Source organism: Gimesia aquarii, assembly GCF_007748175.1.
Lineage (GTDB): Bacteria > Planctomycetota > Planctomycetia > Planctomycetales > Planctomycetaceae > Gimesia > Gimesia aquarii_A.
Genome location: NZ_CP037422.1, coordinates 2,870,872 through 2,886,871 on the forward strand (window position 1 = coordinate 2,870,872; position 16,000 = coordinate 2,886,871).

The 16,000-nt window shown below is 44.6% G+C and carries 11 protein-coding genes; 4 read left to right on the forward strand and 7 right to left on the reverse strand.

The genetic code is table 11. The annotated features are described in order from the left end of the window. Positions 1 to 33 precede the first annotated feature (33 nt). From V202x_RS11300 to V202x_RS11315, 4 genes are all read right to left on the reverse strand, one after another. Positions 34 to 1,485, reverse strand: coding sequence for a DUF1501 domain-containing protein (locus tag V202x_RS11300; RefSeq protein WP_145174457.1), 1,452 nt, complete (start codon positions 1,483 to 1,485; stop codon positions 34 to 36). Positions 1,486 to 1,526: 41 nt separating this feature from the next. Then, positions 1,527 to 4,757: a DUF1549 domain-containing protein gene (locus V202x_RS11305; protein WP_145174459.1), complete on the reverse strand. Its 3,231-nt coding sequence runs from the start codon at positions 4,755 to 4,757 to the stop codon at positions 1,527 to 1,529. Positions 4,758 to 4,839: 82 nt separating this feature from the next. Next, on the reverse strand, positions 4,840 to 6,537 hold the full coding sequence (locus V202x_RS11310; RefSeq protein ID WP_145174462.1) for a FecR domain-containing protein: 1,698 nt from the start codon (positions 6,535 to 6,537) through the stop codon (positions 4,840 to 4,842). Beyond that, complete coding sequence (locus V202x_RS11315; RefSeq protein WP_145174465.1) at positions 6,534 to 7,091, reverse strand: sigma-70 family RNA polymerase sigma factor; 558 nt, start codon at positions 7,089 to 7,091, stop codon at positions 6,534 to 6,536. Before V202x_RS11315 ends, V202x_RS11310 begins: the two co-directional genes overlap by 4 nt. A 376-nt stretch (positions 7,092 to 7,467) precedes the next feature. Here V202x_RS11315 and V202x_RS11320 point away from each other — a divergent pair, with 376 nt between their 5' ends. Together V202x_RS11320 and V202x_RS11325 are read left to right on the forward strand one after the other, a co-directional pair. Next, the gene (locus tag V202x_RS11320; RefSeq protein ID WP_145174467.1) at positions 7,468 to 8,472 is read left to right on the forward strand and encodes a DUF1559 domain-containing protein; all 1,005 of its coding nucleotides are present in this window, start codon (positions 7,468 to 7,470) and stop codon (positions 8,470 to 8,472) included. 200 nt (positions 8,473 to 8,672) lie between these two features. Beyond that, positions 8,673 to 9,107: a carboxypeptidase regulatory-like domain-containing protein gene (locus V202x_RS11325; RefSeq protein ID WP_145174470.1), complete on the forward strand. Its 435-nt coding sequence runs from the start codon at positions 8,673 to 8,675 to the stop codon at positions 9,105 to 9,107. 83 nt (positions 9,108 to 9,190) lie between these two features. Here V202x_RS11325 and V202x_RS11330 read toward each other — a convergent pair whose 3' ends face one another. The 3 genes from V202x_RS11330 to coaD form a co-directional block, all read right to left on the reverse strand. Further along, the gene (locus V202x_RS11330; RefSeq protein ID WP_145174473.1) at positions 9,191 to 12,262 is read right to left on the reverse strand and encodes a PVC-type heme-binding CxxCH protein; all 3,072 of its coding nucleotides are present in this window, start codon (positions 12,260 to 12,262) and stop codon (positions 9,191 to 9,193) included. A 234-nt stretch (positions 12,263 to 12,496) separates the two neighbouring features. Further along, on the reverse strand, positions 12,497 to 13,090 hold the full coding sequence (locus tag V202x_RS11335; protein ID WP_145174476.1) for a thioredoxin family protein: 594 nt from the start codon (positions 13,088 to 13,090) through the stop codon (positions 12,497 to 12,499). 51 nt (positions 13,091 to 13,141) lie between these two features. Then, positions 13,142 to 13,651, reverse strand: coding sequence for a pantetheine-phosphate adenylyltransferase (coaD, locus tag V202x_RS11340; protein ID WP_232099004.1), 510 nt, complete (start codon positions 13,649 to 13,651; stop codon positions 13,142 to 13,144). A gap of 258 nt (positions 13,652 to 13,909) precedes the next feature. On the opposite strand from coaD, the gene V202x_RS11345 reads away from it, so the two are divergent. Together V202x_RS11345 and V202x_RS11350 are read left to right on the forward strand one after the other, a co-directional pair. After that, entirely contained in the window at positions 13,910 to 15,241 is a 1,332-nt protein-coding gene (locus V202x_RS11345) for an alpha/beta hydrolase (RefSeq protein ID WP_145174482.1), read from the forward strand. Between the two features lie 393 nt (positions 15,242 to 15,634). Further along, the gene (locus tag V202x_RS11350) at positions 15,635 to 15,868 is read left to right on the forward strand and encodes a BON domain-containing protein (protein WP_144989109.1); all 234 of its coding nucleotides are present in this window, start codon (positions 15,635 to 15,637) and stop codon (positions 15,866 to 15,868) included. The last annotated feature ends 132 nt before the right edge of the window (positions 15,869 to 16,000 follow it).

The window sequence follows — 16,000 nt, forward strand, 5'->3', positions numbered from 1 at the left end:
CTCTTTATCTAAAATGAGTTACACACAAAACGCTTAGCCCGTCACCAGTTTTTCCATGAATTCGCCCTCGTTCAAAGTGGGTCGCTCCGGGCTCCCTTTGTGACGGTATTCCAGTTTCATGTTACTGAGCCCCAGCAAATGATAAATGCTGGTATGAATGTCGCGAACGTGCATTCGATCTTCGACGGCGTACAGTCCCATCTCATCGGTTCCGCCAATCGTTTGACCGCCTTTGACACCACCTCCGGCCATCCACATCGTGAATCCGGTTGGGTTATGATCTCGACCATCCCCCTTTTCGCTCATGGGCGTTCTTCCAAACTCTCCCCCCCAAACCACCAGGGTCGAATCCAACAAGCCGCGCTGTTTGAGATCTTTCAAGAGGCCGGCAACACATTTATCCATACCCTGGCAGAGCGCCGCATGGCGTTTTTCAATGCCAGAATGTGAATCCCATTTGCTGCCAGCACCATTGTAAAGCTGAACGAAACGCACGCCACGCTCCACCAGTCGACGTGCTAATAAACAATTGGTGCCGTAAACTTTCGTTTCTTTTTGATCCATGCCATACAATTCGTAAGTTGCTTTGGTTTCCTGGGTCAAATCGACGGCTTCAGGAGCAGACGCCTGCATACGAAATGCGAGTTCATAAGACTCGATTCTGGCATCAAGTTCAGACTGCTGTTTTCGAGTTTTTGCATGCTGTTGATTGAGAGTCGCCAGTAAATCTAACTTACCTGCCTCTTGAGAAGGAAAGATTTCAGAGGGTCGGTATAAATTCGAAATTGGTTCTTTCCCCGTATTTAAACGAGTCCCCTGATAGACAGCAGGAATGAAGGCCGTTCCCCAATTTCGTGGCCCATTCACGACAGTGCCGTTATTGTCCTGAATCACAACGAAGGCTGGCAGACTTTCATTTTCTGTTCCCAGACCATAGGTAACCCAACTCCCTAAAGAGGGACGCCCGGCGAGAGGAATGCATGTATTCATTTGGCAGACACCGCCAGCATGATTGATGCCGTTCGTCCAACACCCTCGTAACACAGCAATATCATCAACGCACGTTGCAGTATGTGGCAACCAATCGGAAACCCAGGTTCCTGCTTCGCCATGTTGCTTCCATTTTCGTTGGGAAGCAAGCAGAGGTGAGTTTACTTCACCCATTGCCGTTATAGGACGTTTGAAACTATCAGGTAATTTCTTCCCCGCCATTTTTTGTAATTCCGGCTTGGGATCGAACAGGTCAATATGACTGGGGCCGCCTTCCATGAAGAGGAAGATAACACTCTTGGCGGTAGCCGGAAAGTGCGTTTGCTTAGATGTTAAAGGCGAGAACGGTTTGGCGCTAGATTTTACAGCTGCATTCGCTTGCTGAGCTAACAGCGCGTTTAAAGCAATGCCACCAAAACCTGCACCAGCTTGAAACAAGAGCTCCCGTCGATTGACCACCGATTCAGGAAGTGCTTGCGAGTGTTCAATACTCATACGATTATCTTTCCGCAATGGATTTCATTGGTCATGATTTATTAATCCAGATAGAGAAATTGATTGGAATTAAATAGCACATGACATAAATCTGCTAAAGCCTGTTGACGTGCATCACTAGGTCCCAGAGATGTTTGAGCAGGGGGAGCGATATGCAGCCTATTCGCTATACTGTTTTTCAAAAGTCCCGTTTGATGATTGAATTGCCAGAAACCAACCACCGACGCAAGCTTTTTGGCAGGTTGATGGATCAGCAACTCGTCCTGACTCAAAGCAGAACGGGATAGCCTGATATTATCTAAAAGGCCGTTCCATCTACTTCCAGAAGACTTATCACGACCTCCAAAGACAAGATTATTTGTAGGACGGTAGTCACTAACGACATTGTGTTTCACAGAGACGCGCTCTAATGGTTTTTCGGAGAAAAGCTCCTTTACATAAAACTGAATTCCCGATTCACCCGTTTCAGAAATCTTCACTGACACAGCCACATAATAAGGCTGATTAAGTTCCAAATGAACATTCGAAGGAATGGCCTCATATGTCAGTTTGCCCTCAGGGTTTTTGCCAACCAACTGTAAGATGAGATTCCGTGGTTTGTAGGCTGACTTCTGGCTGGTGACGCCTAACGACCAACCTTGATGCTTTGTATTCCCCGTCCATTGAGAGGCAATCGTATTCACGGCCACGTTTTCATAGATCGACTCTAATTGGATCGAGGCTTCAATCGTGAAGTCTTGATCGGGAAATGATTTCGAAAAGGGAACATTCAGAGTCATCAACGTAGACCCTTTACCGAGTTTGACCGACTCGTTAGAAGTTTGTGCGATTTGGCCAATAAAGGTCTGTTGTTGCTGTTGAGCTTCTGCCTGAATTCGTTTTTCTTGTGTTTTCAGGAAATCTGACAATAAGTCAACGTCTGCCTTTTCAGGTTTTTTGCCATAAACCATTTGATGTAGATAAGCGATCATTTCGCGATCATTGCTAAATGACTTCGTCTTCAATATCCGCGCGAGTGCATTGGATCGCTTGAGAAACCAATCACCATTGATCATCATCAAAGCCTGATTAGCTGTTGTCGTGACATCTCGTTGTGCAACACTTTTGATTCCCCCAGGAAGATCGAACGCTCCCAGGACAGGGTCTTGCACATTTCGCTTCATGATGGTGTAGATACTGCGACGAGGCTGGGTCCCTTTTACGCTGGGTCCTCCCAATTTGGGATCGAGCTCACCAGAAATGAACAGTGCAGAGTCCCGGATATCTTCCGCATTCAATCTACGAATGTTGCCACGCCAATACAGCCGATTTTGAGGATCTTTGAGTTTTGCTTTTTCAGCAGCAGGATGAAAAGCAGAAAGACGGTATGTCGACGAATTCATAATTAACCGATGCAGATTTTTGATACTCCAACCATGTTCCACAAAATAAGTGGTCAGCCAATCCAGTAATTCCGGATGGCTGGGAGACTCTCCCATATGACCAAAGTCATTTGAGGTAGAAACAAGTCCCGTACCAAAATGATACTGCCATACACGATTGGTAATGACACGCGTTGTCAATCGATTTTGGGGATTGACCATCCAGTTTGCCAAAGCGGTACGACGCCCCGATGACTGAGGAGCCGTCGAAACCGGTATAATTTCTGCTTTGCCAGGCTTCAGGAGAGAGAGAAATCCGGGAACAATCGGTGTATGTTGCGGATCGTCAGGGATTGTTGTAACCGGTACTGCTCCCCGTGAATCGGTCACACTCATTCCCATGGGTAATGGTTTTGGTTTTAAATCCTCAAATGCCGCCAATTCTTTGAGCAGTGTACGGTATGTTTCACCATTGTCTTTTTTACTTTTCTTGAGCGCAGCAAGTGCAGCTTCCTGCTTGCCTTTGACTTGTCTGAGAACAAGATCCGCTAATTGGTGTTCCAGAGCAGTGCGTTCGAATTCCGGTTTTTGCATGATTTCCTGAATGTCAGCAGGAAACATTTTAATTTGATTTTTTGCCGCTTTTTCCACTGACGCTTGCGTCAGTTTCTCAATCTTGGCACGAATCTCGGCTGTCTTTTCTTCCCAGATATTGAGCTTACGGTTGTACTCTGCCAGCTCTTGCGGTGTGACAAAAGGCACATCATCGCGAGGCATCAGAGGTGCAAAAAATGCCTGTAATCGGTAATAATCCTGATGCGGAATCGGATCAAATTTATGATCATGGCAACGTGCACACCCCATACTCATTCCCATGAAGACGTCACCGGTCGCATCAGTAATATTATCGAGAATGTCATTCCACTGCGTGCGCGCATCACGCTGGTTATATTCATAGAGATAATGCCTGAGAAAACCGGTTGCCGCTAATGCTTCGGGATCTTCGGGAGCAATTTCATCTCCGGCCAGTTGTTCTCTCACAAAACGTGAATAAGGCTTATCATCATTGAAAGCTCGAATCACGTAGTCACGATAACGCCAGATTTCCGGACGAAACGCATCCTGATTGAACCCGTCCGACTCGGCATAACGCACAACATCAAACCAGTGGCGAGCCCATTTTTCACCATAATGAGGATTCTTCAAAAGTTCCTCAATCAATCGCGACCAGGCATCCGGCGAGGAGTCATTTACAAAAGCATTGATTTGCTCAACAGTGGGAGGCAGGCCGATTAAATCGTAGTATGCGCGTCGGATCAATGTAGTACGGTTGGCTTCACCAGCGGGAGTCAGTCCTTCTTTTTGCAAACGCTCAATAACAAACGCATCAATGGGATTTTTTGACCATCGCCGTTGATCGACTTGTGGAACCTGAGCTTTCTTGACAGGTTGAAATACCCAAAAGTTACGATCTTCTTCAGTAAAAAATGTCTCCGTGCCGCGCTGTTTGATCACATAATTGGGACCTTCAGGCCAATAAGCGCCTGTATTAATCCAATGAGTCAGCGCAGAAATTTCTTTATCAGATAATTTTTTTTCTGGCGGCATCTCAAAAGATTCGTAATTGATTGCTTCTACAAGCAAACTTTCATTTGCTTTGCCGGGAACAATTGTCGGACCGCTTTCTCCTCCTTGCAGCATCGCCTTCAGGGAATCAAGACGCAATTCGCCTTTCTGCTTTTTCTCGCTGTGACACTCCAGACAATGTTTAATCAAGAGAGGACGAATCTCTTTTTCAAAAAAATGATTCTGTTTCTTGTTCGCTGGAGAATTTACTGACTTTGTGTTTTCTGCCGCATTTACCATGCAAGTAGAAATCAAAAAGAACAGACTTCCGACAAAGAATCTCATCAAACAGGCCACTTTCGTAAAGAAATACTGAATCTCAACAGGTTTCAATATTCTGATTATATCAAATTAAATTATCAAATAATTACTTGGAATGCTCTAAAGGAGGGAATCCGCCTATAAAAACAGGATCTACCGAATCTCTATCTCCATCGAGATCCTGAATAAATAATCCTTCAACCGTTTCACCTTCCGGCACACCCAGATCGGACAGGTCGATCCCCAAAGCTAATGCTTTGGCTCCCACAACATGCCACTTACCACCGTTTCCTTTCGCAGATTCTAACTCGGTTAGAGAACGAACTCCTGTTTTTTGATTAAAAACATGTAACCAGAACTTCTCTAACAGTTTTGCTTCAGGAGATGCCAGATCGATATCAAATTGCTTAATTTGATATGTTTTCCGATTTGAAGTAAACGGTAGAGGAGTGACAAAAAAAGTATCACCGCCTGTGGGATGTACGATGACATGCAGGTCAAACAGGACAATATCGGGACCGTGATCATTGACAACAGGCTCTCGGAACCGAATTGCCATCCCTGGAGTATTAGGCTGATCGGGGTCTTCAGACTCGTTCATCACGGGAGGCCTGGTTAATGGCTTCGTTGAACCAAACGGGTTAACAACCCCCGTCACTAAACTTCGGTCCTGTTCCAGCAGATGCCTGCGCAAGGTCGCAGGGTCTCCATCAGTGGCAGGATCAATGCCATCGTTTCTGGCGATGAAAGATTTCCCTTTGTAGTGAGTCAGCTCAATACCAATCAAATCTTCGACCGGGTATTGATATGCGTTCCCACCTCTTTGAACAGTCACACTCGTTAAGTCTTCTGCCCCCTGATTTGGGCCTAAAGTCGTTGTATATGAAATAATTCGATCAGGTAATTGTGAAACATATTGTTGACCGTCAAACGGAATTTCATCGACGACAACCCCATTATTGGTTGTGAATCGCTGTGCCATCCCTTTTGTCAAACGCTTTGTTTTGCCTTTGGAAGTCGCACCAACCTCGATTGGTCGAACGTCCGTTTCACCTTCGATGACTTGAACGTCAGTATTGCCTGTTTCAGTCACATTCACAGAAAATCGAGTCCCGAAATCGACGACATTAGAGAGTGGTGTTTCTACCGTAAAACCTTCCGCTCCTTCGGGGGCAAAGACCGAACAGGAACCATAACGGACTGCCAGATGTTCCGCCCCTTGACTTTCAAATACAGCAGGGCCGACCAGAATCACTTCAGCACCGTTATTAAATTTGAATTGGATTTGCCCTTGAGAAATTGCGTATTCCTGAGCAATTTCTATTGGGGACCCCACCTCAAGAAACGGTGCACCTTCCGCAAAACGAATTGCTGCAGTCTGAGTGACTTCGGCGACTTGCGTTTTATTGACTGTAGTCGGTCGATCAGGCTGACTGAGCTGTGGCGGTTCAATTGGCTTTTGAACTAGAAACAGCATCCCCATTACGATAGAAACACAAACGATTGAGACTAATCCCCATAATGCCTGGGATGATTTGAACGCATTGTTTGTAAATGGCTTCGTTTGCGAACTTTGGATTGCGTGCGTTGGTATTTGAAAATCGATTTCTGCTTCAGGTCGTTCGTCGTGCAGTCGTTCAAGATTCAAGTGCAGTTCCAGATAGTTAAAATAATGCTGCCTTGCCTCCGCATCTTCTGCCAGAAGGTTTTCCAATGTTTGATGTTGTTCTGCTGTAATCGTTTGATTACATAGTGCTCCTAAAAGATCAAACAATATCTCATTTTGATTGTTTTTCTGGTTCATTTTCCCTCTCCTGTATAGGACAAGGTACGTTCAATACATTGAGTTAATTGTCGCCGAATCTGGTTGAGCCTGTTGTATAATGTTTGAATAGCAGAACCGGCTGCTTCTGCCACATCTTTGATCGCTGTCTGATTGCGATACACCTGATCGACTAAATCTCGATCTTTGTCTCTTAATTTCTGAATACAGTCCTGCAAAGCAGTAGCTCTTTGATTCAACTTATTCTGGGAGACACCTGCCTTTTCATCAGCCAGCTGTTGAATCACATCATCCCGAAATTGTAACCGCTTTCGTTGCGCAACTCGAATAAAGTTTTTCACTTCATAGAATGCCACGCCACAAGCCCAGGAAAAGAAACTGCTGGAGTCGTCATACTCTGGGAATTTTCTCCACAAAATCAGGCTGGTTCGCTGAAAGACATCCTCTGCATCGTCCCGATTGGGTAGCAATGAATAAATGTACGAGTAAAGCTGATTCCGATGCTGTGTAAATACATTCAGGAATTTGACATGGAGATCGTCGGGCAGGGAGGCATCTTCTTGATGATTGGGCATAAAACAAAGGAATTCATATTGTTCAAAATGAAGCTAGATTTTGACTTTAATCACAACAATTAAAGCCACTATTAAACTATCGTACAAAATCTTGCCGACTTACTCCCTCGATCCGTGAAATCCACTCACAAATCCACCTAAGACAGTCAGGTAAAACCTCACAACCTGGATTCAACAGTCTGAAAATAAGCTCTACAAGACAATAACACATGAACACTCGCATCCAGTCTGTTCCAGAAGATTTCACTTTCCTGAAAAAAAACAGGTAAATCTCTGATTCTGCATACGACAGCTTATTTAGGAGAACTTTTTCCTCATTTCCTCCTTTTTTGAAATTTCTTAAATCAACTCGAATTAGAAAGACAGGAACGACTCCATGAAGAACCAAAGTCGCTCGGCTGATCGGCGGGGGTTTACCCTGATCGAACTGTTGGTAGTCATTGCCATCATAGCCATTTTAATTGCCTTATTGTTACCTGCCGTTCAACAAGCACGAGAAGCCGCCCGCAGAAGCACCTGTAAAAATAATTTAAAACAAATTGGCCTCGCGTTGCACAACTACCACGAAACCTTTCGCATGTTTCCTCCCGGATATATTGAAGAGATTCTCCCCTCTAATGGCGGTGTCATTGTCGATAATGAAGGGCATTGGGCCTGGAACGCCATGATCTTACCGTATGTTGATCAGACTCCACTCTATAATCAACTCAATGTTGGCACTGTACCCGTTTCAACTGTTCTGAATACGGCCAGTATCCGTGACACCATGCAACAAACACTGCCTCTGTTCCGTTGTCCCTCTGATTCTGGGCCAAGAATTCATGAAGAACTCGGACGCCAGATCATGGCAACAGGTGGTTCGGTATATGGCTTGGCAGTAACGAATTATATTGCATCTAATAACTCTTTTGGTCTGAAGAAAGATCGAGGAACAAATCCAACGAATACAGCCAATGGTGCATTTTTTCGGAACAGTGACGTTCGCCTGCGTGATTTAACAGATGGTAGCAGCAACGTGATTCTTGTTGGAGAAAGAGCCTATAAACTCGGTTCAGTAAAAGCGTTTGCAGGAGCCATGTATGCAGCGCGTGACTTCAACGCCACAGGCCCGGCCATCAGCTCGGATGGATCCGCTTCCAATCAGGGGTTGATCTCCATTTTTGGAGGGGGTGCGGCTCCTATCAATGCCAATGCTTCAACCGGACAAGGACGCATTGCCTTTAGCAGTAAACATGTCGGCGGTGCACACTTCTTGTTTGGTGATGGACGCATTCGATTTCTCAGCGAAAATATCGACCATAATGCCTCAACAATTCCCGCTGATAGTACCCTCGAATATCTGATCGGCGTTGACGATGGAAATGTAGTTGGTGAGTTTTAAGGCTATCTCTTTGCTCAGCTAAACACAATTCGATGGGGCAAGCAGTTATGTTAGCTGCTTGTCCCGTTTTCGTTTTCATTACAACAAAATATGCGAAATTGGGAGCCTAACTTGTGTTTCCGCTCCTGCGTCTTTATCATCATTCGCCAATAGAAATCATTTTTTATTTATAGCAAAAAATAAGCATCAGGGAGACTTTCATGAAATTATTAGAAACTATGAGAGTGATTTTTCTTTTGACACTCATCTGTATTGTCGGCTCCGGATGTGGTGGAAGCCAGGTAAGTGATCAACCAGACCTGGGCACCGTAACTGGTACGGTGACGATGGATGGGACGGCACTCCCAGGTGCTATGGTCATTTTTAGTCCGGAGAAAGGGCGTTCTTCTATGGGAACTACTGATAGCGAAGGCAAATACGAAATGATTTATGTAGGTGACACTAAAGGAGCCAAATTAGGCAACCACAAAATCAGCATCACGACTGTGCAAGAGGGTAACTCTGAGGAATCAGGAGAAGAGACAGCCACCACATTCAAAGAAACCATTCCGGCAAAATACAATACCAAAACAACACTGACAGAAATTGTTAAAGAAGGTGATAACGTCTTTGATTTCGAACTGACATCAAAATAATCAAAACTGAATAACGTCATCAATATCAGGCTCTAAGGAATCTGCTTACATTCTTCAGAGCCGTTTTTCTATAGTGCCTACTCTCATTTTTCCAACGCCATCAAATATGCAATTAGGTCTGCCATTTCCTGCGTTTTGATTTTCTTTTCAAATCCCTCTGGCATCAGCGATTTTCCCGAGCTTTTGATCTCTTCGATATTCTTTCGCAAAATCGTAATCTTTTTGTTTTCTGCTTTTTTGAGCGTAATACTGGAAGGGGTCTCATTCACAATAATACCGGTTTCAATCAAGCCGGAATCGGTCACTACTACATATTCGAGATAGTTCGGTGAAACTTCTTTGTTAGGATCCAGCACATGTACCAGAATTTCTGGAGCCGTCCTGTTTTTGATCGTGGCCAGATTGGGACCGACTTCGTAACCTTCGTTCCCCAATTTGTGGCAGGTGAGACAATCCCGGTTGAAGACAATTTTTCCTCGGTTCAGATCGCTTTGCAAAGAGAGGGCTGGTTGATATTGTGCAATAATTTCTTTGCGAGGACTGAGAGTGTCTCCGGCAAAAAATTGAGCCGCCTGCTTTTTGATCTCGGGATTCGTACTTTTCATAAGAATAGTCCGTCTCACCTGTGGTATCTGACTGATGGCGACCGTTCTTTCTGAAATTGCAGCAAATAGTCTTAAAATCCAGTTCTGTCTCCTTAATAACCGATTGACGATCTCTGTTCTCACATTGGGAGTGAGAGAAGGATATCGCTTGAGTAACAGCTCAGCAACTTTTGTATCGGTAAAGCTGGTTAACGCTTCGACAACAGAGACTTGAATCGCTTGTGGCTCTCGTGCATCCAGTAGTGGTAAGAGCGTTGTTTCTGCCATTGTCAAATCGGTACAACTCAATAAATCAATCGCCTGTTGACGTACCTCAACAGTTTTGTCACGATCAGCGGCTCTCTGTTTCGACTGTCCGATCAAATGGCGAATGAGTCGCGCTGAATCTGATTTTTCATCTTCAGTAAATTTGAGAAGTGTTTTCCCACCACGTTTTAACCCCTGGCCAATCGCCAGGACGGCTTGCGTTTGAACTTCTTCTGTAAGCTGAATTTGATTTGGATATTGATAACTGGCAACGATTCCAAGAATCATATTTACTTCCGGTACCAGCTGTCTAGTGCCAATGACATTTGACAATTGATTTAAGAGTGGTTGTGCTTCAGGGCTGGCAGCAAACTCTATATCGGCCAATAGATTCTTTAAGAAAGGCGCAGTTGAATCAGACAAAGAACTCAGCACAGCGGTCCGAATCCAAAAGTCACTATGATCACGGCGCACGATTTGATACAAGGATTTTGCCGCTTGAGGATGATCAACTTCTCCAAGGGTAAAAGCAGTTTGAAAGCGAACTCGTGGATCTTTATCTGAAGCCAAGGCCAGGACACGGTCTCGCAGTTTTGTATTCTGATTTAACATTGGTTCGGCAAGACGAATGGCAGCATGTCTAATTTCTGGTTCTTTGTCATTCAAAGCTCTCTGCAAGTTTTCCTCAGTTAAAGCGTTTAAACCTTGCAGGGACCAGAGAGCGTGGAGTCTCGCCAGAGCAGATGAACTATGCTTCAGCAACTTTCTGAGTGGTGGTACGGCCGACTGATCCTGTCGTTCAAAAATCAGCCGATGCGCAGTGTCGCGCCACCATACGTTCAGATTCTCTAACTCGGTAACGAGTGTTTCAATATCTGCCGAACCAAGGCGTGGTAGCCGAGGTTTTTGATAGTTTCCAGGATATTCTGGAGGAACCAGACGATAGATGCGACCTCGATCACGACCACTGGTTAAATCTAAATGCGCCTTGATATCATCGGGAATCGACCAGGGATGTTCGATATTTTCTCGATACATATCTAACACATACAGTGTACCATCAGGTGCATTCAGAAAGTTAACGGGACGAAACCAGTTATCAGTGGAAGCAAGAAATTCCACGTCGTCGTGCGCCCGGCTGGCTTTGAATGTGACGCCATCTGGTGTCACCCGATAACGCATTACTAAATTCCCAGCGACTTCGCCAATGAATGCGTTACCATAATATTCTTGAGGATATGCGGTCCCTCGATAGATCGTCGCGCCTGCGGAAGAAGTGACAAAGCCTGTCGCATTTTTTTCACTTCGTGGAGAGCGTGAATTGGGATCAGAGGCCAGACGTTGTGCATTGATGACTCTCCAGGGTTCGGCAGGGCTCACGCGAAAAACAGAAAGGGTATCGCCGGCTTGGGCAACGTCATTGATAGCAGAAGCCACCGGTAAGTACCGATTACGAACCAGATATTTTGTGGGTAGCACAATATGCATCAAGGGATTTCGAATGTTACAGATGAAACGATTTCCCCAGTCATCAAATGTATTTCCAAAACGCGCTCCCCCGGAAATGACTTCAAATGTCTCAGTTTCGGCATCAAATCGAAAATCACGCCGTCCCATATTAATCGGGTTTGTTTTCGCCAGCCCACTGGCTTGAATACTTCCCCCGTTGCTGCCGCCTGCACCATAGATCTGATGGTCCAGGCCCCATTTCAGGTTATTCATCACAGCCTGCACATTAAACTTGCGAAATCCGGTAAAGACTTTGCGTTTGATATCCGCTTTATGGTCACCGTCTGTGTCTTTGAAGTACCAGATATCAGGAGTCGCTGAAACGTAGACTCCCCCTTTCCAGAACGCCAGTCCGGTAGGCCATGATAATTGGTCGGCAAAAATCGTCGAGCGATCAAATTTGCCGTCGCCATCAACATCTTCCAACACGCGTACTTTGCCAATGGCCGCTGATTTCTGTTCGGCCCACGCTTCATCTTTGGACTTATCCGTATAAGGATAATCATTCATCTCGATGACGTATGCCAAACCATTTTCGTCATACTGCATCGCCACCGGATCAGTCACCAATGGTTCTGCCGCCAGCAACTCCATTTTAAAACCATTTTGTAATCGAAAAGTTTTCAAGGCATTTTTAGCAGTCGTGGGCTCTAAACGCGGTAGTTCATCAGCCAGAGATTGCGGTTTCGCATTCTTTTTTTCAGCGGAGTTGAGTCGTGTTGAGGAAGAAACAAGAAATCCGAGAGCAACCACAGCCAAAATGAATCTTGTCTGTCTGACAACCAGATTTCTCATAAGAAAACTCCTCAGTATTTTTTATTTAAGACTTTTGCAGAAAATGCGACTACCAATTAGCTCAGTGCTATCTGCCACTTTAAGTAAGAATGTTAAATAATTGTAAACGAGGTGACAAACACATCACAAGCGAGAATCCAGAAATACAGAAAGATCGGAGTTTGCGCAAGACATAAAAAAACTCTCTTCACCACAATAATGAAGAGAGTTGAGTCACGTGATTCAAATCAGTAATCAGACAGCAGGCTGGCCGGTAAAATATTCTGGCTCTTTGCCTTCCTGCCATTTAATATTACAGCCAATACTGGGTTTTTGGTCCGTAGTAACAGGGGCACCGGCGAGAACAGCATCGCAGGCCGCACGTAAATCTGCCCCGCTAATTGGTTTCTCATTTCCAGGACGGCTATCATCAAACTGTCCTCGATAGACGAGTTTTTTCTCCTGATCGAACAGAAAGAAGTCAGGAGTACAAGCAGCTTTGTACGCTTTTGCCACTTCTTGAGTGGGATCATATAAATAGGCGAAGTGGTAGCCAGCTGCTGCGGCCTCTTCAACCATTTTTTCCGGGCTATCATCTGGATGCGTAGAAACATCATTGGAGCTGATACCCACAACTCCCAACCCCTTCGTCATATATTCATCAGCAAATGAAGCCAATGCTTCTCGAAGATGAACGACAAAAGGGCAATGATTACACATAAAAATAACCAGTAAACCTTTGGAATCCTGATAATCGTTGAGGGACACAGTTTGCCCATCAACGTTTTTCAATGAAAACTCAGGGGCTTCAGTTCCTAATGGCAACATCGTCGAAGCAGTTTTTACCATGGATAGTTCTCCTTATTCAATCTACAAACAAAGCAGATGCAGATTTTTATTCTAAGTGTTTGAATTAAATTTTTCCAGTAACGGACTGACTACCAGCTTGGGAACGAAGTCGTTTAATTTTTCTTCAGCAACATCTCCGCCCAGTTGTGCGATCTGTTTGATCAAAGAGCTAGAAATATGAGTATATTTTTCACTAGCCATCAAAAAGACGGTTTCAATTTCCGGTGCTAAAGTCCGGTTCGCCAGTGACATCGTAAATTCTGCTTCCACATCGGTCAGAGTTCGGAATCCTCTGAGCATCACCCCACCGCCGCATTCTTCTACAAAGTTGACAGCCAAACCCTGAAAATATTTGACTTCAACATTGGGTAAAGGCGCAAGAAGTTCGTTCAGCATCTGTTGACGTTCTTCAGGTGAGAATAAGGGTTTCTTGCCTGGGTTGATTCCAATGCCTACAGTGACTTTTGTGTAAATTCGGGCACCGCGCTCAAGAATATCGAGATGCCCCAATGTGGGCGGATCAAAACTGCCAACATACACAGCATGATGTGGATCGAGCATGTTCGTCACAAAACGGCCTTTCTCTCATAATTCCTGCCAGATTCTGAATTTATTGTAACTGGATTTATGGTCGATCCAAACGGACAGAATCGAATTTCTTATATGAATCGAAAGATTTGAGAGAGATGCATACAGTCAATTGCAAATCTACCTTAATCGAAGTGTAATGGATCATTAAGAGTCTCCCTACATGGGTGCTCTATTTGATTCAGATTACTCATTCCACCAAGTGAAACCCTATTTCAGGAGCATTATAAAATGTGTTTCTCTTCTTGTCGCTCAATCATTCACATCGCATCGTGGGGCTTGATGCTAGTTTTAACTGCCAATCTCACCCTGGCGGCCCCCAAAAATCTCGAAGAGATTTCCAAGCTCCTGAAAGAACCGAAAAATAAAAAAAATCAGAAACAGGTTCTCGACTTCTTTCAGAAACGCTACCAAAAGGAAAAAGATCTCACCAAGGGGACTCATCGCCACTTAATCCAACGAACCAGTGACGGCGGTGGATTTGCCGGTTGGTTTTTGAAAGCAGATCCGAGTGCCGAGGTGATTATCTATGCGGAAAATCACCGCCAATGGCCCATGATTGCTTTGGGAGATTCAGGTTATTTTGCCCGTGTGGAACGATTTCCGAATTTTTCTGCCGCCCATTACCGATATAGCGTTAACGGCCGCCGCTTACCTGCGGGAAGGTATAATCGATTTGGCTTTGAAAGTTACGAATGGAAACCCGAAAGCCTCCGCCAGCCAGGAGTTCCACAGGGCAAGCTGATTCAAATGCCAGCTTTCAAAAGCACCAAACATTATCCGGGAACAGTCAGGGACTGGTGGGTCTATGTGCCTGCTCAGTATGCAAAATCAAATGACGTTGCCAAATTGATCATTTTCACAGATGGCCGCGGGTACTGTTATGGCGATGGAAATGCGACAATTGTACTCGATAACCTAATTCATGCGAAAAAAATTCCGGTTTCGATCGCGGTATTTATTAATCCCGGAGTTTTTCCTGCTCAACCGAATGGAAAACAGGAATCTCGGAACCGAAGTAATGAATATGATACCTGCACCGCTCAATATGCGACGTTTCTCGACGAGGAAATGCTACCTCTGATTCGCAAACAGTACGAAATCTCCAAAAAACCAGAAGATCATGTAATTTGTGGTGCTTCTTCGGGCGGAAGCTGCGCCTTCACCGCTGCCTGGCATCGGACCGATTTGTTTCAGAAGGTCATTTCTTTTGTGGGAAGCTTCTGTGATTTCCGACGAATTGAAGATTATCCCTCCCGTAAGAAGAACGTGGTTCCCCTCGATCAATTTGGTCCCTGGAAAACAGCCCATGATTATCCTGGGCTCATTCGCAAACAAGACCCTCCCAAGCCCATTAAAGTATTTTTACAAGACGGGGATAATGATCTCGATAATAAACTAGGTAACTGGTTCCTGAATAACGAACGGATGGCCGCGGCGCTCGCATATAGTGGATATGACTACTGGTTTGTAACCGGGCATGGTATCCACAGTAGTAGACATGGCAAAGCTGTACTTCCTGATGCGCTGGTCTGGATCTGGAATTCAAAACAGAGCAAGTAATAGGAGACTCGTTCACAAACTAGGTTTTTCTTGCGAAATGAAACATTCATTGTGATTTTTATTTGACGATCGCGGTGTTGGTCGATAAATTTACATTATTAAAAATAGAATGAGCAGATAGGAATTTCTTCTTTGAGCGACAGGAACCTCAATTAAGTGATTTGCTTCGTGACGGGAGTAAGAGTTTTAAAGCTCTCTCACTAAAAAATTAGAATAACATGAAATGGATTTGTGTTCTGCGTCTAGCGGAACGATGTTAGTCGTTTGTTGATCAAGAGTCTACAACTTCAGATTTACCCGCCTTGAATACTACGACGAGTCAGATTGCTAACGCTGGCCGGAACACAAGTGATTGTCTGTCGGTACATTTACCAATTTCAAGGAGGATCGCTTATGACTGTAGAGACCTATGCCCAAAAGGCAAAGAAACTTTCTCAAAAGATTGAAAACACAATTGCCACACGAACTGGAAGTCAGGTCCAGGCATTAAAAGTGGATATTTTTGGGGAAATCGTTGTACTTTCTGGACGCACAGACTCTTTTTACCATAAGCAATTGGCAACCCATGCTGCTTTAAGTGAAATTGACCAGTACGCACTTACGAATAACATTCGAGTCGAATCTTAATTTGAATCACTCTTCCTGTACGAAGCAGGAATCTCGAAAGCAAAAACTTATTATATTTAATTCATAGCCAGCGATTTGATCATGATGATCTCATCAGGCTGGCTTAAAAGAGCAGAAACTGGACGAGATGCT

Excerpts from the sequence above, each read along its gene's own strand:
- V202x_RS11310 (WP_145174462.1), bottom strand. The coding sequence starts at position 6,537 with ATGAACCAGAAAAACAATCAAAATGAGATATTGTTTGATCTTTTAGGA.
- V202x_RS11300 (WP_145174457.1), bottom strand. The coding sequence starts at position 1,485 with ATGAGTATTGAACACTCGCAAGCACTTCCTGAATCGGTGGTCAATCGA.
- V202x_RS11350 (WP_144989109.1), top strand. The coding sequence starts at position 15,635 with ATGACTGTAGAGACCTATGCCCAAAAGGCAAAGAAACTTTCTCAAAAG.
- V202x_RS11330 (WP_145174473.1), bottom strand. The coding sequence starts at position 12,262 with ATGAGAAATCTGGTTGTCAGACAGACAAGATTCATTTTGGCTGTGGTT.
- coaD (WP_232099004.1), bottom strand. The coding sequence starts at position 13,651 with ATGCTCGATCCACATCATGCTGTGTATGTTGGCAGTTTTGATCCGCCC.
- V202x_RS11305 (WP_145174459.1), bottom strand. The coding sequence starts at position 4,757 with ATGAGATTCTTTGTCGGAAGTCTGTTCTTTTTGATTTCTACTTGCATG.
- V202x_RS11325 (WP_145174470.1), top strand. The coding sequence starts at position 8,673 with ATGAAATTATTAGAAACTATGAGAGTGATTTTTCTTTTGACACTCATC.
- V202x_RS11315 (WP_145174465.1), bottom strand. The coding sequence starts at position 7,091 with ATGCCCAATCATCAAGAAGATGCCTCCCTGCCCGACGATCTCCATGTC.
- V202x_RS11320 (WP_145174467.1), top strand. The coding sequence starts at position 7,468 with ATGAAGAACCAAAGTCGCTCGGCTGATCGGCGGGGGTTTACCCTGATC.
- V202x_RS11345 (WP_145174482.1), top strand. The coding sequence starts at position 13,910 with ATGTGTTTCTCTTCTTGTCGCTCAATCATTCACATCGCATCGTGGGGC.
- V202x_RS11335 (WP_145174476.1), bottom strand. The coding sequence starts at position 13,090 with ATGGTAAAAACTGCTTCGACGATGTTGCCATTAGGAACTGAAGCCCCT.